Below are 18,538 nucleotides of genomic sequence, written 5' to 3' on the forward strand. Positions count from 1 at the left end.
CCGGCTCGCGGCCGCCCTCGCGGCCCTGCCGGAGCCGGTCGAGGTGACCGCCTCGGTGACGGTGGCCGCGTACCGGCGACCGCTGTAGTCAGCGGCCGTGTCGCTGATCAGCCGGGGCCGATGCCGCCGCCTCCGGAGGTCTGAGCCCTCCGGAGGCCGCAGGGCCGCGTCTGAGCCGCGGCACCACCGAGCCCCTGACCCGCCGACAGCCGCGGCGCCGGGGCTCCCGGCCGTGACCCCGCCCCTCCCAGCGGGCACGGCCGGAGACGGCGGAAGCCCCTGACCGCACGGGGGGACGTGCCAGGGGCTTCCGTTCGTCACCACGGCCACCACCGCCTCAGCGGTTCACCGCTCTCGCGGATTCGCGGCCGCCGGCACCGCCCCCACCAGGAACACGGCGACCACGCCGACCACCCGGCCGGGCAGGTCCTCGTGCCAGGTCAGGACGAGCCCGACGAACGCCGCCACCGGGACGACGAGGGGCCGTTGCGCGAAGGCCGCGGGGAGCTTCGTGATCATGCGCCCGAGGATCCCGGACGGAGGCCGGTCACCCGGGTGCCCGCGCCGGGATGCGTGGGGTTGTGGGATGACTCGTCCCGGTTCGCGCCGTCACCCGCCGTAGTCGGCGAGGTAGCGGAGCACCGTGTCGACGTGCGGGCGGACCCGATCCGGGACGCCCCCGGCGGCCGCCACCGACTTGTCGCTGGTGCGGTAGGCGGCGGTGACCAGGGCGGGCAGGTCGTGGGTGAAGCCGCGCCGCTTCAGCTGCTGGTCGAGCCAGCAGACGTAGTTGCCCATCGCGGCGATCGCGTCGCCGGGGTCCAGGTAGGACTTCGGTCCGTCGTGGTTGGCGGCCTTGGACCAGGCCTCGAAGACGGCGGGCGTCCACATCGCGATGCCGTACTCACCGGTCTCGGGGCGGGCCGCGTTCGGGTCGAAGCCGCTCTCCGCCTTGAGCATCGCGGCCAGCAGGACCGGGGTGATCTCCGGCTCGGGGCAGCGCCGGGCGGCGCCCTCGATCATGCCCCGGTAGGCCGTCGGGACGTCGGAGCCGGCCGGGATCGCCCCGGGCAGCGGCGACGCGGCGCGGTGCGCGACCGGACCGGCTGGCTCGGGGCCACCGGTCAGCGCGAGCAGGACCGCCGCACACGTCAGCAGGACGGCACCGGCCCGGACGGCCCTGCGGCGCCCGGCCGGACGGGCGGTGGCCCGGGCGACCAGCGCGGTGAGGTCGGTGCGGGCGCGCTCCTCCCGGTCGGCCGCCAGACAGGCCGCCACCACCGGCCGCCAGCGGGCCGGCAGCGCCTGGTCCAGCCGCAGCGGGGCCGCGCCGCGCGCGTACGCCTGGGCGGCCAGGGAGCGGGCCCGGGCGGTGGCGCCGAGGAAGGGGTGCAGCCCGCCGGTGAGCAGCTGGTGGGCGATCACCCCGAAGGCCCAGACGTCGGCGCTGGGGCGCAGGGCGACCCCGCGCGCCCCGGTGCGCTGGGACCACCACTCGGGCGGCACGTGGTCCGGCGAGCCGAGCGGCGGGGCGTAGGCGTGGGTGCCCTCCAGCTCGGCGGTGAGCCCGAAGTCGGCGATCTTGGCGGTGCCGTCGGGCATCAGCAGGATGTTGGCCGGTTTGAGATCCCCGTGCACCCAGCCCGCCCGGTGCATGTGGGTCAGCCCGGCGCACACCTCGGTGAGGATCCGCTCGGCGCCGGGCACCGCCGTTCCGGCCCGGGCGGCGGCCAGCACGTCCTGCAGGCTGCGGGCGGCGCGCTCCATCACCAGGGCGACGGCGCCGTCCAGTTCGGGGCGGTCGGGGTCCTCGACGGTGACCACGATGAGGGTGCGGATCAGGTGGGGGTGGTCGGCGCGGCGGCTGAAGCGCAGCTCGCCGGCGGCCATCTGGGCCAGGGTACGGCGTTGACCGGGGCTGGAGCGGGCCGGGCCGAGGAGTTTGACGGCGGCCGGGGTGCCGTCCGGGGCCTCGGCGGCGTAGACGCTGCCCCAGGCGCCCGCGCCGAGGAAGGCGCCGACGCGGTAGCCGGCCACCGGGTAGCCGTCGGGGACGTCGAAGGGCGGCCGCGCGGCGACGGGCTTCTCCTGCGGGTGCTCGGCGTCCGGGGCGGCGCCGGGCCCGTCGGCGTCCCGCTGCTCGGCCGGCTTCACGGCCGGTCGACCGGTCGCCGGGGCGGGAGCAGGGCCAGGTGTTCCTCCCGGACGAGGTCGAACCTCAGGGCCAGGGCGACGAGTTCCTCGCGCTTGCCGCCCGTCGGGCCCTCCTCGTAGGGATCGCGCAGCCGCAGTTTGGTGGCGACCAGGTAGTCGATGTGGTAGTTCACGGCCGAGCGGGTCAGCCCCCGGCAGGAGGGCAGGGCGCGCAGCCGGGCCAGGACGTCGGCCACCCCGGGGACGGCGGCGGTGGAGGGCGAGCGCAGCCGGGGCTCGCAGAGGGCGAGCAGCACCAGGAAGTACTTGGCGGTCGGGTCCAGGGCGAACGGGCTGACGGTGCGCTCGCCGTCGGCGCCGGCCGGGTGGCCGTCCAGGTAGGCGTGCTGGGGGGCGAAGACCTTGAAGGCGGCGGGTTCGCCGAGGGCGGGCAGCAGGACGCGGGAGAGCTCGAACGGGACGGGCGCGCCGAGGCGTCCGGGGGCCACCTTGATGTGCTCCCCCGCGCCCTCGAGGTTCTCCACCACGTAGGTGGCGGTGGCGCTGAAGTTGGACAGCCGCCAGTAGTCCTCGGCGGCGACCACCTCCCCGGCGCGGCGGGAGACGCCCTGGTCGGGCAGCGGGATGGCGACCGGCCGCCCGGGCTCGCCGCGCCCGAACACCGCGGCCTCGCCCGGGCCCATCCGCAGCAGTCCGGGTGCCGTGCCGGGCGCCGGATCCGGCCCCGGGCCGGGCAGTTGCACGATGACGGTGTCCACGCCTACCCCTCCGTGGGAGTCGGCTCGATGGTAGCCGTCCGATTCGTCCGGGTGGCAAGGCGCCACTCGGACGGGTGAAGGAACACCGCCAACCTCGGCAGGTCGGCCCGGAGTTGCCCTCCGCCTCAGGGAGGACGGCGACTCCTCCCGCCGGCCGGTCGGTCCGGTCCGCGCGGCCGGAAGGTGCGGCCGGCCGGCCGAGGTGGCGGCGGGGCGACTGCGGCCAGGGTGGCGGTCATGGACATCAACTCCCCTTCCCCCTTCCCGACTTCGCCCGCGTCCGGAGGTCCGGCGGGCCCTGCTGGGCGCCTCCGCCCTCGGCCTGGCCGGGGCGGCCGCCGCTACCCCGGGCGCCGCACGGGCCCAGGCCGCGCCGAGTGGCCGACCGGACGGCTCCGACGACGGACAGCGGGGCGACCGCGGGTTCCGCGACAAGGCGGTGCTGATCACCGGCGCCACCTCGGGCATCGGCCGGGCGGCCGCGCTGGCCTTCGCCGCGGCCGGCGCGGGGTGAGCGTCCGCACCGCCTCCTCGGCCGCCGGGCGGACCCGGCCGAACGGCGGCGCGTACACGGCCAGCAAAAGGGCGATTCAAGGTCTGGTCAAAGCGGCGGCGTTGGCGTACGGGACGCGGAGCATCAGGATCAACGCGATCCTCCCCGGCACCACGGACACCACCTTCGTCCGCCCGCCGGGCATCCCGGACCCGGCCTGGGCGAAGTTCAAGGCGGCCTACGGTCCGTCGAACATCGAGGGCTTGGAGCGGATGGCCGAACCGGAGGAGATCGCCCGGGCGATCCTGGCCCTGACCTCGGACGACTTCGGCCACCAGACCGGCGCCTCGGTGCCGGCGGGCGGCGGGGCGACGGCCGGACGGCGGATGATCCTGCCGCCCATGAGCTGATCGTCCGTCAGACCGGAAGTTGTCCGTGCGCTGAACATTCGGCGAATGATTGCAGCCAGTAGTTGAACCGTCACCATGGGTGTGACGCAACGCACACTCACCGATTCCATGATGTGTGCAAGACTCATCTCAAGGAGTGAGATTCCCTTAATTTCCAAGGAGGTTCAGATCATGCGCACTCGGATTGCAGCCGTGATGATGACGGTGGCAGGGATCGCAGGGCTGTCGACTGCCCCCGCCATGGCCGCCACGGCGACGTCCGAGGCCGGCACCGTCGCCTGCGCCACGGTGCTCAACCGCCCCTGCATCACGCACCAGGTCGACGGTGACGGCATCGTCGGCATCGCCCAGGTCAACGCGGACCCCACCCAGTTGACGATGGTTCAGGTAGAGGTGCGCACCCAGCAGGCCTGGGGCAGCCCGTGGGAGACGGTCGCCAGCGCGACCGCCGTCCGACTCGGCCCGGCCCAGGCCACCACCCCGCGCGTCACCGCCATCGCCCCCCGCATCGTCTGCGCCACCGCCGGCCCGGCGCTGGACGCCAGCAAGCAGGTGACCACCTGTACCAACCCGTTCTGATCCAGCAGGTCAGGACCCCCGGCCGTTCACCGGTGGAACGGCAACCGTAGGACAGGGCAGCCCGTACGACAGGGCGCAGGGAGCCGGGGCCTTTCGAGGCCCCGGCTCTTCGCACGTCAGGCCCCACCGAGCCGCCACCAGGCATGACGCCCGAGCCCCGGCACCGCCCCCGGGTGGACCTGGGAGCCCGTTCACGGCAAACTGGTCTAGACCTCGGAGGTCTAGACCTCAGACTCGCCTCAGAACGGTGGACCCAGTATGGAAATCGTGATCGTCCCTGACGCCTCAGCGGCCGGCGAACTCATCGCCGCGGCGATCACCGATCTGCTGACCGACAAGCCCGACGCCCTGCTCGGTGTCGCGACCGGCTCGACCCCGCTGCCGATCTACCAGTCCCTCGCCGAGCGGGTCCGGGACGGCCGCCTGGACGCCTCCCGGGCGCGGATCTGCCAGCTGGACGAGTACGTCGGCCTGCCCGCCGGCCACCCGGAGTCCTACCGCTCGGTGGTGCTGCGCGAGGTCGTCGAGCCGCTCGGCCTGACCGAGGACTCCTTCCTGGGCCCGGACGGCAACGCGGCCGACATCGCCGCGGCCGCCACCGCCTACGACCGCGCGCTGGCCGAGGCCGGCGGCGTGGACCTGCAGCTGCTCGGCATCGGCACGGACGGCCACATCGGCTTCAACGAGCCCTGCTCCTCGCTCGCCTCCCGGACCCGGATCAAGACCCTGACCCGGCAGACCCGGGTGGACAACGCCCGCTTCTTCGACAGCATCGACGAGGTCCCGCACCACGTCATCACCCAGGGCATCGGCACCATCCTGGAGGCCCGCCACCTGGTCCTGCTGGCCACCGGCGAGGCCAAGGCCGAGGCCGTCGCCCTGGCCGTCGAGGGCCCGCTGGCCGCGGCCGTCCCCGCCTCGGCGCTGCAGTTGCACCCGCACGCCACCGTGGTGGTCGACGAGGCCGCCGCCTCCCGGCTCAGGCTCGCCGACTACTTCCGCGACACCTACGCGGCGAAGCCGGCCTGGCAGAAGCTCTGACCGCACCCGCGGAAACAGCCGGGGTGCCGATCGGCGCCCCGGCTGTCCGCTTCGGACGGCTCAGCGCCGCTTGCGCAGCCAGTCGGCGAAGGCGTCCAGGGCCGGTCCGGGGTCGCGGCGGCCGACGCCGATCCGGAAGCGGTCGGTGGGGGTGGGGGTGAGCTCGGAGCGGAACATGCTCGCGGGCATCAACAGCACGCCGGCCTGCTCGACCAGGGCCGTGCAGAAGTCCTCCACGCCGTCCGCGCCGCGGTAGCGCGGGTAGGCGACGCAGCCGCCCTCCGGGGCCCGCCAGTCGAAGAGCTCGGGGAACTCGGCGAAGAAGGCGTCGAACCGCGGCAGGTTCTCCGCGACGATGCCCCGGTTGCGCGCCAGGATCCGTTCCCGGGCGGTGATCGCGATCCTGGCCAGCACCTCGCTGGGGGCCGAGTTGCAGATCGTGGTGTAGTGCTTGGCTCGCTCCAGGCGGGTACGCAGCTCGCGGTCCCGGCAGGCGATCCAACCGATCCGCAGGCCGGGCAGGCCGAGCGACTTGGAGGTCACGTTGAGCGAGAGCGCCGTCGCCGAGAGGTCGGCGGCCTGCGGCAGGGCGCGGGCCGGGTCGCGTTCCAGGCCGCGGTAGACCTCGTCCGAGAACAGCCGGATGCCGCGCTCCTCGCACAGTTCGGCCAGCCGGGCGAAGTCGGCGGCGGGGATCAGCGTGCCGGTCGGGTTGTTCGGGAAGTTGACCGAGAGCACCTTGGTGTTGGGCCGCAGCGCCGCCTCGACCGCGTCCAGGTCGAGCGCCCAGTCCTGCCGCTCGTCCAGCGCGACGCCGGTGACCTCGCAGAGGGAGAGCGGAATGGTCTCCGCCGACTGGTAGTTGGGGGTCAGCACCACCGCGTGGTCGCCCGGTTCGAGCAGCACCTGCATGGCGAGGTTGATGCCCTCCTGGGCACCGCCGAAGCAGATCACGTCGTCCGCCTCGACCCGCTCGTACATCCCGGCGATCGCCTGCCGCAGGCCCGGGTCGCCGAAGGTCTCGGTGTAGCCGAGGGCGAGGGTGTCCCAGGCCTCGCGGTCCTCGGGGCCGGCCAGGGCGAGCAGTTCGGCCATCGTCATGGTCTGGGCGTCGGAGGCGGTGAGGTGGTGGCGGGCCGTGAACTCCCAGCGGGTGAAATAGGTTTCGAGCCGGAAGTCGGGCAGCTGGGTCATCTGGTCCTCAGTCCTTCACGGGCGGGTGCTTGAGCTCGGCGAGCAGGGCGTAGGCGGTGGAGCGGGAGATCCGCAGCGCGGTGGCGACGGCGGGGACGGCGCGGCGGACGGCGAACACCCCGGCCTCGTCCAGCTCGCGCAGCACGGCGAGCCGGTCCTCGCGGGTGAAGCGTTCCAGCGGGCGGCCCTGGGCGCGGACGTGGCCGCCGATCACGTCGTTCATCCGCTCCGTCCAGTCGCGTTCGAACAGCGGCTCGGGGCGGGGGGCGGTGGGGGCGGCGAAGTTCGCCAGCAGGGCGGCCGCCCGTTCCAGCGGGCCGCGGTCGAGGTTGACGCAGAGCACCGCCGAGGGCTTGCCGGCGTCGTCCCGCAGCACGGCGCTGACCGAGGAGAGCCGCCGGCCGTCCGGCAGCAGCTTCTCGTACGGCCCGTAGACGTCCGGCGCGGACGGGTCCAGCCCGTCCAGTTCGCCGAGCAGGGACGGGTCGCCGGGGGCGCGGGGGGTCATCGGGTTCCAGATGGCCAGCACCCGGTCGGTGGCGGTGTCGTGCAGCACCACCTCGGCGTAGGGCCCGAGCAGCAGGGCCACCGCGCGGCAGACCGGCGACCAGGTCCGCACGCGCGGGTCGGGGGTTTCGGCAGGCATGCATGGACTGTACGTCCGGATCGGATACTTCGTCCAGAGGTGAGGTCCCGCCCGGACCTACCGGCGACGTGACCAGGGTCTCAGTCGGGATCGGGCGGCAAATTGGAGTTGTGGAGTCGCATTGGTTAGCGTTCGATTCGTGAGGCTGACCAAGAGCACCGACATCGCCCTCCGCATCGCCATGCGGCTCGCCGTTCTCGGCGAGGGCGAGAACCCGACCACCCGCGAGGTGGCCGAGTCGGTCGGCGTGCCGTACACCCACGCGGCCAAGGTGGTCAGCAGGCTGCAGCACCTCGGGGTGGTGGAGGCCCGGCGCGGACGCGGCGGCGGGCTGATGATCACCTTCGCCGGGCGGACCGGTTCGCTCGGCCTGCTGCTGCGCGAGCTCGAGGGCGTCGGCGACGTGGTCGGCTGTGAGGACGACCCGCCGTGCCCGCTGCGGGCCGCCTGCCGGCTGCGCGGGGCGCTGCGCACCGCACAGGAGGCGTTCTTCGCCGCGCTCGACCCGCTCAGCATCGACGACCTGGTGGCCTCCCCCACCGGGCCGGTGCTGCTCGGCCTCACCGCCAGACCCGCCGACTGACCCCATCCCCCCCCCGGGGGTCAGTCGGCGCCCACGGCCTTTAATGCGAATCTCAGATACCAGTTATCAGTCACCAGTCAGGAGCTCCTCTGATGCTGTCCGCGAAGTCCGCCGAGGTCGTCGAGGTCACCCTGCCCATCGTGGGCGGCGCGATCGGTGACATCACCCCGCGCTTCTACGACCGGCTGTTCGCCGCGCACCCGGAACTGCTGCGCGACCTGTTCAACCGGGGCAACCAGGCCAACGGCACCCAGCGCGAGGCGCTGGCCGGCTCGATAGCCGCCTTCGCCTCCGCGCTGATCGCCGACCCCGACCAGCGGCCGGACGCGATGCTCGCGCGGATCGCCCACAAGCACGTCTCGGTCGGCATCGACAACGAGCAGTACAAGGTCGTCCACGAGCACCTGTTCGCCGCGATCGTCGAGGTGCTCGGCGAGGCCGTCACCCCCGAGGTGGCCGCCGCCTGGGACGAGGTCTACTGGCTGATGGCCAACGCCCTGATGGCCATCGAGCAGCGGCTGCGCGCCGAGGCCGCGGCCGGCGGCGACCCGGCCGACCTGTGGCGGCCGTACACCGTGGTCGCCCGCCACCAGGAGACCGAGACCGTCACCACCTACCTGGTCCGCCCGGCCGACGGCCGCGCCGTCCCGGCCTCCCGCCCCGGCCAGTACGTCTCGGTGCGCACCGAACTGGCCGACGGCGCCCACCAGATCCGCCAGTACAGCCTCTCCGGCGGCGCCGACGACGCCCTGCGCTTCAGCGTCAAGCGCGACGGCGAGGTCTCCGGCCACCTCCACGACCACCTGCACGCCGGCGACACCGTCGAGCTGGCGCCCCCGCTGGGTGACATCTTCCTCGCCGAGGGCGACGGCCCGGTGCTGCTCGCCTCCGCCGGCATCGGCAACACCCCGATGACCGCGATGCTCGACCACCTGGCCGCCACCGGCTCCACCCGCCAGGTCGTCTCGGTGCACGGCGACCGCGACCAGCTCAGCCACGCCTTCCGCGCCGACCTGGAGCAGCTGACCGCCAAGCTGGCCAACGCCACCGCCCACGTCTTCTACGAGCAGCCGCTCGGCGAGTGGCCGGCCGAGCGCACCGGCCTGGTCGACCTGTCGACCGTCGAGATCCCGGCCGGCACCACCGCCTACCTGTGCGGCCCGCTGCCCTTCCTGCGCGCCGTGCGCGGCCAGCTGCTCGCGGCGGGCGTCCCGGCGGCGGACATCCACTACGAGGTGTTCGGCCCGGACCTCTGGCTCGGCGCCTGATCCTCTGCCCTTCTGATCCGCTGATCCGCTGATCCTCGACGGATTCCCTTCCCGGGTCCCTTCATCGGCGCCGGTCCACCCGTTACGATCACGGACGGGCCGGTGCCGTTTCGGGGTGATTCGATGGAGGGAGCTCGCCTTGCGGGTCGCGCTGTTCGCCACCTGCGTCAACGACGCGCTGTTCCCCGCCACGGCGGTCGCCACCGTGCGGCTGCTGGAACGCCTCGGTGTGACGGTGGACTTCCCCGCCGGGCAGACCTGCTGCGGGCAGCCGCAGTACAACACCGGCTACCGCCGGGCCTGTGAGCCGCTGGTACGGCGAACGGCCCGCGCCTTCGCCGGGTACGACCACGTGGTGACGCCCTCCGGCTCCTGCGTGGCGATGGTCCGGGACAACTACCCGCGGATCGGCGCCCGGGCCGCCGCCGAGCGACGGGGCAGCGAACTCACCGACGCCGCCACCGCGTTGGCGCCCCGGGTGGTCGAACTCACCGAGTTCCTGGTCGACGTGCTCGGCGTCGAGGACGTCGGCGCCTACTTCCCGTACTCCGTCACCTACCACCCCTCCTGCCACGGCCTGCGGATGCTCGGGCTGGGCGAGCGGCCGCTGCGACTGCTGCGCGCCGTCAAGGGGTTGGAGCTGCTGGAGCTACCGGGCGCGCAGGAGTGCTGCGGCTTCGGCGGGACCTTCGCCGTCAAGAACGCGGCCGTCTCGGCGGCGATGGCCGAGGACAAGCTCGCCAACGCCCTCGGCACCGGCGCCCAGGTGCTCTGCGGCGCCGACAACTCCTGCCTGCTGCACCTCGGCGGCACCCTGCGCCGCCGGGGGGACGCGCTGCGGCCGCTGCACCTCGCGGAGATCCTGGCCAGCACCGAGGAGCACCCCTGGAGGCCCTCGTGAACGGTACGTTCCTCGGCATGCCCGCCTTCCCGCAGGCCGCCGCCCGCGCGGTGCGGGACGGGCAGTTGCGCGCCAACCTGCGGCACGCCACCCACACCATCCGCGACAAGCGGGCCCGGGCCGTCGCCGAACTCCCGGACTGGGCCGAGCTGCGCGCCGCCGGGAAGGCGATCAAGGACCACACCCTGCGCCATCTCGACCGCTACCTGGTGCAGTTGGAGGAGTCCGTCACCGCGGCCGGCGGCACCGTGCACTGGGCGGCGGACGCCGAGGAGGCCAACCGGATCGTCGCCGGGCTGATCCGGGCCACCGGAGACAGCGACATCGAAAAGCGCGAGGTGGTCAAGGTCAAGTCGATGGCCACCCAGGAGATCGGGCTGAACGAGGCGCTCGCCGCCGAGGGGATCACCGCCTACGAGACCGATCTCGCGGAACTGATCGTGCAGTTGGGCGACGACCGCCCCTCGCACATCCTGGTGCCGGCGATCCACCGCAACCGCGCCGAGATCCGGGAGATCTTCGCCGACCGGATGGCCGCCTGGGGCCGCCCGGCGCCCGAGGGCCTGACCGACTCCCCCGCCGAACTCGCCGAGGCCGCCCGCCTGCACCTGCGGGAGAAGTTCCTGCGCGCCCGAGTGGCAGTCTCCGGCGCCAACTTCATGGTCGCCGAGACCGGCACCCTGGTGGTGGTCGAGTCCGAGGGCAACGGCCGGATGTGCCTCACCCTGCCGCGCACCCTGATCTCCGTGGTCGGCATCGAGAAGGTCGTACCGACCTGGCGGGACCTCGAGGTCTTCCTCCAGCTGCTCCCCCGCTCCTCCACCGCCGAACGGATGAACCCCTACACCTCGCTGTGGACCGGGACGACGGAGGACGACGGCCCGTCCGAGTTCCACCTGGTGCTGCTGGACAACGGGCGCACCGCCGCGCTGGCCGACCAGGTCGGCCGCCAGGCGCTGCGCTGCATCCGCTGCTCGGCCTGCCTCAACGTCTGCCCGGTGTACGAGCGGGCCGGCGGGCACGCGTACGGCTCGGTCTACCCGGGCCCGATCGGCGCCATCCTCAATCCCCAACTGCGCGGCACCAGCAGCCCGGTGGACGCCTCGCTGCCGTACGCCTCCTCGCTCTGCGGGGCCTGCTACGAGGTCTGCCCGGTGGCGATCGACATCCCCGAGGTGCTGGTGCACCTGCGCGAGCGGGTCGCCGAGCAGGGCGGGCACCCGCTGGAGCGGGCCGCGATGGCTGCCGCCGGGTACGTGCTGGACCACCCGGCGGCGCTCGCGGCCGCCGAACGGCTGGCCGGGCGCACCCGCGCGCTGCACCCGCGCCGGCTGCCCGGGCCCGGGCGGGCCTGGACCGACAGCCGGGACCTGCCGGAGGTTCCGGCCGAGCCGTTCCGCGACTGGTGGCGGAGGAACCGCGCATGACGTCAAGGGAGTTGATCCTCGGCCGGATCCGGGCCGCGCTCGGTGACGCCGGCGAGGTCGCTGAACCGCCCCTGCCACGAGGCTACTTGAGCGCCCACGCCCCCGCGGACGATCCGGTGGCGCTGCTCGACCTGCTGCACCGCAACCTGGCCGACTACCGGGCCCTGGTGCACCGCTGCACCGAGGCGGAACTCCCGGACCGCATCGCCGAGTTGCTGGCGGCGCGCGGCAGCCGCACGGTCGCCCTGCCCGCCGGGCTGCCGGCCTCGTGGCTCTCGGCCGTCGGTGACGTCGAGCTGCTGCCGGACGACGGCAGCCTCACCGCCGCCCGACTGGACGCCGTGGACAGCGTGGTCACCGGTTGCGCACTGGCGATCGCCGAGACCGGGACGATCGTGCTGGACGCCGGGCCCGGTCAGGGCCGGCGGCTGCTCTCGCTCGTCCCGGACCACCACGTCTGCGTGGTCCGGGCACCCGAACAGGTCGTCGCCTCCGTCCCTCTGGCGCTGCCCCGGCTCGACCCGGCGCGCCCGCAGACCTGGATCTCCGGGCCGTCGGCGACCAGCGACATCGAGCTGGATCGGGTCGAGGGGGTGCACGGGCCGCGCACCCTCGAGGTGCTACTGGTCAAGTCCTGAGCTCGAGAGTGCAGCACTTCGCCCCGCCGCCGCCCTTGAGCAACTCGGAGACGTCCACCGGGATCGGCTCGTAGCCGTGCTCGACGAGCCGGCCCGCGAGGTTCTTGGCCGCCTCCGGAAGCAGCACCCGGCGGCCGTCCGAGACCGCGTTGAGCCCGAACACCTCGGCGTCGGCGCGGTCGGCGAGGATCGCGTCCGGGTAGAGGGCGCGCAGCACCGAGCGGCTGTCGGAGTCGAAGGCCTCCGGGTAGTACATGACGTGGTCGTCGGCGAGGACGGCCAGTGCGGTGTCCAGGTGGTAGAAGCGCGGGTCGACCAGGGTCAGGCTGACCACCGGCACGCCGAACAGCTCCTGCGCCTCGGCGTGCGCGGCCCGCGAGGTGCGGAAGCCCGTCCCGGCGAGCACCCGGCGGCCGACCACCAGGTGGTCGCCCTCGCCCTCGTTGACGTGCCCGGCGCGGCGCACCGCGCGGTAGCCGTGCAGGCGGAACCAGGCCTGGTAGGCCTCGGACTCGGCAGCCCGCTCGGGGTGCCGGAAGGTCGCCACCAGGGCCCGGCCGTCCAGCACGGTCGCGCCGTTGGCGGCGTACACCATGTCGGGCAGGCCGGGCACCGGGTCGATCAGCTCGACGGTGTGACCGAGGCGGCGGTACGTCCGGTGCAGCCGCTCCCACTGGCGGATGGCGAGCTCGGTGTCGGTCGGCTGCGCCGGGTCCATCCACGGGTTGATCGCGTAGTCCACCGTGAAGTACGTCGGCCGGCACATCAGGTAGCGCCGGGGCCGCGCCGTACGCGCCGGGGTGTGCGTGGGCATTGCTGAACCGTCCTCGGATCGCGGGGAGTTGGAGTGCGCGTTGCTCCAGGGGCGGCTGCCCCGTCCCTCCCGCTCGCACACCCGCGCGGGCGCCCCCGGTGGGCGCAACCCCCCGCGCACCCGGCGCGAGCCCCGGCGCACGGCGGCCGTACCGTCGGGGATTGCCGTCGGGGATTACCAGCGCACCGCGGCGAAGTCCACCGGTTCGGTCCGCAGCGCCCGGGCGCGGACGGCGAGCTCGCGCAGCCGCCGGTCCGCCTCCTCTGCGGGCATCCGGTGCTTGTCGCCGTGGCCCGGCAGCAGCCACTCGAAGCGCAGCGCGTCCAGGCTGCGGTCCAGCGAGGCGGACTGCTCCTCGATCGAGTACCAGGTCACCGCCTCCTGCACCTCGATGTCCTGGTTGGTGCGGGACCAGTACAGGCTGTCGCCGCTGAAGCAGTAGCGCTGGTCGGCGACGTACAGCACGCTGCCCAGGGTGTGGCCGGGGAACGGATGGGCGATCAGGCCGGGCGAGATCTCCACCGGTTCGGTGCCGCGCAGCACTTCGTCAGCGTCGGGAGCGGCGGCGAGGTCGCCCTCGTGGATCCACAGCCGGGCGCCGAGCCGGTCGGCGTACGCCCGGCCGTGCGCGGCGTGGTCGCGGTGGGTGAGCAGGACGTCGGTGACCGGGCCGAGCGCCTGGTAGCGGGCGGCGAGCGCCTCGCCGTAGCGGGGCGTGTCGACCATCACCCAGCCGGTGGGCCGGCGGCAGAGGTAGGAGTTGGCGCCCGCCGTCCGCCGGGAGTTGTGGCCGAGCAGCAGCACCGCCCCGTCCTCGTCCAGCGCCAGCGGGAACGGGTCACCGGCCGGGTCGAGCCGGCCGGTGCCGGGGCGGATCGAGCGGGTCGGGCAGGCGTGGGCCGCGGCGAGCAGTTGCCGCTGCTCGGCCTCGTCGCGCGGCTGGCGGATCAGCTCGGACTTGCGGTCGCGCTCGCGGATCAGGTCGGGCGCGAGCTGCCGGGCCACGTCGCAGTTGGTGCAGCGGTCGTCGACGGTCCAGTTCTCGGAGAGGTTCATCTGATACCTCCGTGGATAGCCCCGGCTTCAGCCGGGGGAGGAAACGGTCCTGGTGTGTTCTTCCCCCAGCAGGAAGGGCGGCCGGTGCGGCGCGCCGTACTTCGAGCATCGGCCGGACGGACCGGAAAGCGGAAGGGGGCGCGGATCTTGTGCTTTCCGCGCCCCGGCGCTCCGAGGCGGCGCAGCGGTGTGGGCGGCCTCGGAGGGGCCCTGGAGGGGTCGCGGAGGGGCTGCGCATGCTACGTGGCCCATCTCACGTGCCGTCGGGGTCACCTACGGTGGCGTAGGTCACTTGAATGGGTGAACTATCTCTTTCATGCCGAACCTCCAGGAGACCCTTGACCTCAGTTCCTACGCCGCCCTCGGGGACAGCTTCACCGAGGGGCTGAACGACCCCGGTGTCGACGGCGCCTTCGCCGGCTGGGCCGACCGCCTGGCCGGGATGCTCGCCGAGGGCCGGCCGCCGGGCGGGTTCCGCTACGCCAACCTGGCGGTGCGCGGACGGCTGCTGGACCAGATCGTGGCCGAGCAGGTGCCGCAGGTCCGTCGGCTCCAGCCCGACCTGGTCACCTTCTGCGCCGGCGGCAACGACATCCTGCGGCCCGGCAGCGACCCGGACGAGGTGGCCGAGCGCTTCGAGGCCGCCATCGCCCAACTCGCCGAGAACGCCGGGACGGTGCTGATCTGCACCGGCTTCGACACCCGCGAGGTGCCGCTGCTCAAGCACCTGCGCGGCAAGATCGCGACCTACAACGGCCACATGCGGGCGGTCGCCGACCGCTACGACTGCAAGGTGGCCGACCTGTGGTCGCTGCGCGCGGTGCAGGACCGCCGCGCCTGGAGCGAGGACCGACTGCACCTGTCCCCCGAGGGCCACCAGCGGGTCGCCCTGCTGGCCGCCCGCTCGCTGGGTCTGCGCACCGAGGACGACCCGGAAGCCCCGTGGCCGACCGCCCGCGTCCTGTCCCCCGCCGACCAGCGGCGCGAGAACCTCCAGTGGGCCCGCGAGCACCTGATCCCCTGGGTCGGCCGCCGCCTGCGCGGCGAGTCCTCGGGTGACCACGTCGAGCCGAAGCGGCCTGATCTGCTTCCGCTCTGACACTAAGTCAGCGACCGGGTGCCGCGGTCCGACCGGCCCGCAGCACCCGGTGCAGCAGTGCGGCGCCGGCCGCGCCGGCCAGGTACCAGAACAGGTCCGGCGGGTTGAAGGTCGAGCCGAGCACCAGGTGCACCAACCCGCTGCGCCGCCCCCACGCGTCCGGCAGCCCGGTGGCCTGGAACAGCTCCACCGCCCAGCTCACCCCGGCCGCCACCAGCGCGGCCCGCCCCGGGCGTACCCTCGGCGCGACCAGTACCACCAGGGCATAGACGAGGACGGTGTAGAGCGCGTCGCCCGCGTACTTGGCCGTTTCGCCGGACATCGCGGCGCGTACGCCCAGCCCGGCCACTACCGTGAGCAACGCGGCAGCGGCGGCGAGGAGTCGGGCAGTCAGGGCCCTCCGGAGATCGTTCACCCGCCCCAGGCTACGTGCGGCCCCGCCTGTCACATCCGCACCCCCAGGAACCACCGCGCGACGCCGGACGTCAATCCACCTGACGAGCCATCAGTGCACGTCACGGGCAGGAGTTCGAGCGAGCCGAGCGGACGGGGAACAGTGACGGACAACGGCAACACCAGCGAGCGGCGGAAGTTCAGCGTCCCCGGGTTCGCGACCGGGCCGGACGGCCGGGCGCAGCGGGCGCGGGAGCAGGGGAAGGCACTGCGGGGGCGGGTCCCCCGGGAGCGGCACGCGGAGTTCGCGCCCGCGGCCGGCCGGCCCACGGCGGTGGCGGCGATCGAGGCCTCCAACGCGGGCCGGATCCCGGCGCTGGTGCCGATCAGGGTGGGCCGGATGGCCGCCACGCCGTTCGCCTTCCTGCGCGGGTCGGCCGGGCTGATGGCCGCCGACCTCGCGGGCACGCCGGTGACCGGCGTCACGGCGCAGCTGTGCGGGGACGCCCACGCGGCGAACTTCGGGCTGTACGGCGATGCGCGCGGCCAACTCGCCATGGACATCAACGACTTCGACGAGACCGTGCCCGGCCCCTGGGAGTGGGACCTCAAGCGACTCGCCACCAGCCTGGTGCTGGCCGGCCGGGAGACCGGGGCGAGCGAGACCACCGCCCGCGCGGCCGCCCAGCACGCGGCCGGCTCCTACCGCCGCACCCTGCGCACGCTCGCCGAGCTGCCCGCCCTGGACGCCTGGAACGCCGTGGCGGACGAGCAGTTGGTTTCCTTCGCCGAGGCGCACGACCTCGCCGAGGTGCTGCGGAAGGTCGGCGCGAAGGCACTCGGCAACACCAGTGCCCGGTTCGCCGCCCGCAGCACCATCCGCACCGCGGACGGTGGTTGGCGCTTCACGGCCGCTCCGCCGGTGCTCACCCAGGTCACCGACGCGACTGCCCGCGCGGTGGCCGAGGCGCTCGGCCCGTACGTGGCGACGGTGCCCGCCGAAGTGCGCACCTTGCTGTCCCGCTACCGGGTGCAGGACGTGGCGTTCCGGGTGGTCGGCACCGGCAGCGTCGGCACCCGCTCGTACGTCGTGCTGCTCACCGACCACCGTGACCAGCCGCTTGTGCTGCAGGTGAAGGAGGCCCGGCCGTCCGTGCTGGTGCCGTACCTCGACGAGCGCGGGCAGCGGCGGGAGGAGCACGAGGGCCGGCGCGTGGTGCTCGGCCAGAAGCACATGCAGGTGGTCAGCGACACCCTGCTCGGCTGGACCACCGTCGATGGACTCCCCTACCAGGTACGGCAGTTCCGCAACCGCAAGGGCAGCGTCGATCCGGCCGCGCTGCTGCCGACCCAGTTGGACGACTACGGCCGGATCACCGGCGCGCTGCTCGCCCGGGCACACGCCCACACCGCCGACCCCGGTCTGCTGGCCGGATACTGCGGCAAGGGCGAGGCGCTGGACGAGGCGGTGGCCGCCTTCGCCGTCGCCTACGCGGACCGCACCGAGGCCGATCACGCCGAGCTGGTCGCGGCGGTGCGCAGCGGGCGGCTCCCCGCCGAGCAGGGGGTCTGAGGGCGATTGTCGGAGGGCTGCGCTAGATTCCGCGGCATGGGACTGTCGATCAGTGTGGGGGCGCTCAGCACCCCGGACATGCGGGACGAGGCCGAGGTGCTGCACCGGGCGCTGGCGGCCGAGGGCGTGGTCTGGCGGGAGCCGGCCGCTCCGTTGGACGCCGCCGGGGCCTTCTCGGCGGGCTTCCCGTACAGCTACCTGTCCGGGCTGCGGCGGGTGTACGTGCTGCACCGGCTGGGCGAGCCGGTCACCGGCGCGCGCGGGGTCAGCCGCGAGCAGTACGAGGAGGACCTGGAACGGGTCGACGACGAGACGGTCATGTTCGACTCACACCTGCTCTGCCACGCCGACCACGAGGGCTACTACGTACCCGCGGAGTTCGAGGATCCGCTCTTCCTCCCGGAGGAGGCCGGTGTGCCCGGCGCCGGCATGGTGGGCTCCAGCGGCGCCCTGCTCGCCGAGCTCCAGGGGTTCGCCGCGGCGCTCGGTATACGGCTGGCCGCCGACGGCTCGCTCGACCCGGCGGAGTCGGCCCGGTTGGACGCGTTGCCGGGGGACGACCCGTTCGAGCCCGAGGTCTTCACCTGGCACCAGCTGTACCAGGCCTGCCGGGCCAGCCTGGCCACCGGCCGCGCGATCGTCTTCGGGTGACAGTGCGCCGTGCTGGTGCGCGGTGTCCCGGCATCCCGACGTCCGGCGTCCCGGTATCCCGCGTCCGGCCTCCGGCGCCCCGGCTCAGGCTTCCAGGAACGGCGCCACGGCCGCGATGAACTCGGCCGGGCGGGCGCTGTGGACCAGGTGCCCGGCCTCGATGGTGACCAGGCGGCAGTCCGGGACGAGCCGGGCGAGTTCGGCGATCCGCTCCTGCGGGACGTGGCTGGTGGCCCCGCCCGCCACTGCCAGGGTGGGGGCGGTGATCCGGGTCAGCCCTTCCCGCCAGGCCGGGTCGGGGGTGTCGAGCTGCGCCTTGACGGCCCGCACCATCGCCCAGTCGAAGTGCGCCGGTTCCTCCGCGCCCTCCGGCGGCACGCTCGACGGACGCGGGTACAGGGCGGGGATCTCCTCCAGGACCAGCCGGTCGATCCGCTCGGGCGCGGTCTGGGCGAGCAGGTAGGCGACGGCGCCGCCCATCGAGTGGCCGAGCAGGTCGACCCGGTCCAGGCCGAGCGCGTCGAGGAAGGCGAGCACGTCGCCGCGCATCGCCTCCAGGCTGTACGTGGCGGTGCGGCCGCTGTCGCCGTGGCCGCGCAGGTCGAGCGCGTACACGTGGTGGCGGGGCGCGAGGTCGGGCAGCACCGCGTCCCAGTCGGCGGCGCGCTCGCCGAGGCCGTGCAGCAGCACCAGCGGCGGGCCGTCGGGGCGTCCGCTCTCGCGGTAGGCGAGGGTGACCTCGGGCAGCCGCACCGTTCGTACTGTCGTCATTGGTAGTTGGAGGCGCGGTGCCCTGCCGGGCCCGGTTCCTCCGTCCCCTTTCAATCCGTGCGTGCGGTTTTCCCGCACACGGCTTACCG

21 protein-coding genes are annotated in these 18,538 nt (G+C 73.9%); 12 read left to right on the forward strand and 9 right to left on the reverse strand.

What is annotated here, in order from left to right:
- Positions 1 to 345 precede the first annotated feature (345 nt).
- From ACWCYO_RS36585 to ACWCYO_RS36595, 3 genes are all read right to left on the reverse strand, one after another.
- Positions 346 to 519 (reverse strand): hypothetical protein, encoded by a 174-nt coding sequence (locus ACWCYO_RS36585; RefSeq protein WP_449786633.1) that lies wholly within the window; start codon positions 517 to 519, stop codon positions 346 to 348.
- A 90-nt stretch (positions 520 to 609) separates the two neighbouring features.
- The gene (locus ACWCYO_RS36590) at positions 610 to 2,154 is read right to left on the reverse strand and encodes a protein kinase domain-containing protein (protein WP_449786634.1); all 1,545 of its coding nucleotides are present in this window, start codon (positions 2,152 to 2,154) and stop codon (positions 610 to 612) included.
- Positions 2,151 to 2,912 (reverse strand): serine/threonine protein kinase, encoded by a 762-nt coding sequence (locus tag ACWCYO_RS36595; protein WP_270141038.1) that lies wholly within the window; start codon positions 2,910 to 2,912, stop codon positions 2,151 to 2,153. Before ACWCYO_RS36595 ends, ACWCYO_RS36590 begins: the two co-directional genes overlap by 4 nt.
- Before the next feature lie 202 nt (positions 2,913 to 3,114).
- Here ACWCYO_RS36595 and ACWCYO_RS36600 point away from each other — a divergent pair, with 202 nt between their 5' ends.
- The 4 genes from ACWCYO_RS36600 (at position 3,115) to nagB (ending at position 5,435) form a co-directional block, all read left to right on the forward strand.
- A complete protein-coding gene (locus ACWCYO_RS36600; protein ID WP_449786635.1) occupies positions 3,115 to 3,426 on the forward strand; it encodes a hypothetical protein in 312 nt (103 codons plus the stop codon).
- A complete protein-coding gene (locus ACWCYO_RS36605; protein WP_449786636.1) occupies positions 3,423 to 3,815 on the forward strand; it encodes an SDR family NAD(P)-dependent oxidoreductase in 393 nt (130 codons plus the stop codon). The genes ACWCYO_RS36600 and ACWCYO_RS36605 overlap by 4 nt, the downstream gene beginning before the upstream one ends.
- A 171-nt stretch (positions 3,816 to 3,986) precedes the next feature.
- Positions 3,987 to 4,394 (forward strand): hypothetical protein, encoded by a 408-nt coding sequence (locus ACWCYO_RS36610; RefSeq protein WP_449786637.1) that lies wholly within the window; start codon positions 3,987 to 3,989, stop codon positions 4,392 to 4,394.
- A 258-nt stretch (positions 4,395 to 4,652) separates the two neighbouring features.
- Positions 4,653 to 5,435, forward strand: a complete 783-nt coding sequence (gene nagB, locus ACWCYO_RS36615) for a glucosamine-6-phosphate deaminase (RefSeq protein ID WP_270141044.1) — start codon at positions 4,653 to 4,655, stop codon at positions 5,433 to 5,435.
- A gap of 60 nt (positions 5,436 to 5,495) precedes the next feature.
- On the opposite strand, the gene ACWCYO_RS36620 is transcribed toward nagB, so the two are convergent.
- On the reverse strand, positions 5,496 to 6,629 hold the full coding sequence (locus ACWCYO_RS36620) for an aminotransferase class I/II-fold pyridoxal phosphate-dependent enzyme (protein WP_449786638.1): 1,134 nt from the start codon (positions 6,627 to 6,629) through the stop codon (positions 5,496 to 5,498).
- Positions 6,630 to 6,636: 7 nt separating this feature from the next.
- Entirely contained in the window at positions 6,637 to 7,275 is a 639-nt protein-coding gene (locus tag ACWCYO_RS36625; protein WP_270141047.1) for a helix-turn-helix transcriptional regulator, read from the reverse strand.
- Positions 7,276 to 7,414: 139 nt separating this feature from the next.
- Here ACWCYO_RS36625 and ACWCYO_RS36630 point away from each other — a divergent pair, with 139 nt between their 5' ends.
- The 5 genes from ACWCYO_RS36630 (at position 7,415) to ACWCYO_RS36650 (ending at position 12,092) form a co-directional block, all read left to right on the forward strand.
- Positions 7,415 to 7,858, forward strand: a complete 444-nt coding sequence (locus ACWCYO_RS36630) for an RrF2 family transcriptional regulator (protein WP_270141048.1) — start codon at positions 7,415 to 7,417, stop codon at positions 7,856 to 7,858.
- A gap of 92 nt (positions 7,859 to 7,950) precedes the next feature.
- Positions 7,951 to 9,126 (forward strand): globin domain-containing protein, encoded by a 1,176-nt coding sequence (locus tag ACWCYO_RS36635; RefSeq protein ID WP_449786639.1) that lies wholly within the window; start codon positions 7,951 to 7,953, stop codon positions 9,124 to 9,126.
- A gap of 139 nt (positions 9,127 to 9,265) precedes the next feature.
- Positions 9,266 to 10,027: a (Fe-S)-binding protein gene (locus ACWCYO_RS36640; RefSeq protein ID WP_270141052.1), complete on the forward strand. Its 762-nt coding sequence runs from the start codon at positions 9,266 to 9,268 to the stop codon at positions 10,025 to 10,027.
- Positions 10,024 to 11,454 carry a lactate utilization protein B gene (locus ACWCYO_RS36645; protein ID WP_449786640.1) on the forward strand — a complete coding sequence of 477 codons (1,431 nt, stop codon included), beginning with the start codon at positions 10,024 to 10,026 and terminating at the stop codon, positions 11,452 to 11,454. The genes ACWCYO_RS36640 and ACWCYO_RS36645 overlap by 4 nt, the downstream gene beginning before the upstream one ends.
- On the forward strand, positions 11,451 to 12,092 hold the full coding sequence (locus ACWCYO_RS36650; protein WP_449786641.1) for a LutC/YkgG family protein: 642 nt from the start codon (positions 11,451 to 11,453) through the stop codon (positions 12,090 to 12,092). The genes ACWCYO_RS36645 and ACWCYO_RS36650 overlap by 4 nt, the downstream gene beginning before the upstream one ends.
- On the opposite strand, the gene ddaH is transcribed toward ACWCYO_RS36650, so the two are convergent.
- Entirely contained in the window at positions 12,082 to 12,906 is an 825-nt protein-coding gene (ddaH, locus tag ACWCYO_RS36655) for a dimethylargininase (protein ID WP_449786642.1), read from the reverse strand. The two genes, ACWCYO_RS36650 and ddaH, sit on opposite strands and share 11 nt — an antisense overlap.
- Positions 12,907 to 13,080: 174 nt before the next feature.
- A complete protein-coding gene (locus tag ACWCYO_RS36660) occupies positions 13,081 to 13,962 on the reverse strand; it encodes a 4Fe-4S domain-containing protein (protein ID WP_270141059.1) in 882 nt (293 codons plus the stop codon).
- A 316-nt stretch (positions 13,963 to 14,278) separates the two neighbouring features.
- Here ACWCYO_RS36660 and ACWCYO_RS36665 point away from each other — a divergent pair, with 316 nt between their 5' ends.
- Positions 14,279 to 15,061, forward strand: coding sequence for an SGNH/GDSL hydrolase family protein (locus ACWCYO_RS36665; RefSeq protein ID WP_270141061.1), 783 nt, complete (start codon positions 14,279 to 14,281; stop codon positions 15,059 to 15,061).
- 7 nt (positions 15,062 to 15,068) lie between these two features.
- On the opposite strand, the gene ACWCYO_RS36670 is transcribed toward ACWCYO_RS36665, so the two are convergent.
- On the reverse strand, positions 15,069 to 15,476 hold the full coding sequence (locus ACWCYO_RS36670) for a ribosomal maturation YjgA family protein (RefSeq protein ID WP_449786643.1): 408 nt from the start codon (positions 15,474 to 15,476) through the stop codon (positions 15,069 to 15,071).
- A gap of 141 nt (positions 15,477 to 15,617) precedes the next feature.
- Between ACWCYO_RS36670 and ACWCYO_RS36675 the strand changes: the two genes are divergently transcribed.
- On the forward strand, positions 15,618 to 17,027 hold the full coding sequence (locus ACWCYO_RS36675) for a DUF2252 domain-containing protein (protein WP_449786644.1): 1,410 nt from the start codon (positions 15,618 to 15,620) through the stop codon (positions 17,025 to 17,027).
- A gap of 36 nt (positions 17,028 to 17,063) precedes the next feature.
- Positions 17,064 to 17,678, forward strand: a complete 615-nt coding sequence (locus ACWCYO_RS36680) for a hypothetical protein (protein ID WP_270141067.1) — start codon at positions 17,064 to 17,066, stop codon at positions 17,676 to 17,678.
- Positions 17,679 to 17,762: 84 nt separating this feature from the next.
- Here ACWCYO_RS36680 and ACWCYO_RS36685 read toward each other — a convergent pair whose 3' ends face one another.
- On the reverse strand, positions 17,763 to 18,449 hold the full coding sequence (locus tag ACWCYO_RS36685) for an alpha/beta fold hydrolase (protein ID WP_270141069.1): 687 nt from the start codon (positions 18,447 to 18,449) through the stop codon (positions 17,763 to 17,765).
- Positions 18,450 to 18,538 lie beyond the last annotated feature (89 nt).

It is taken from the genome of Kitasatospora sp. NPDC001683, assembly GCF_053596495.1.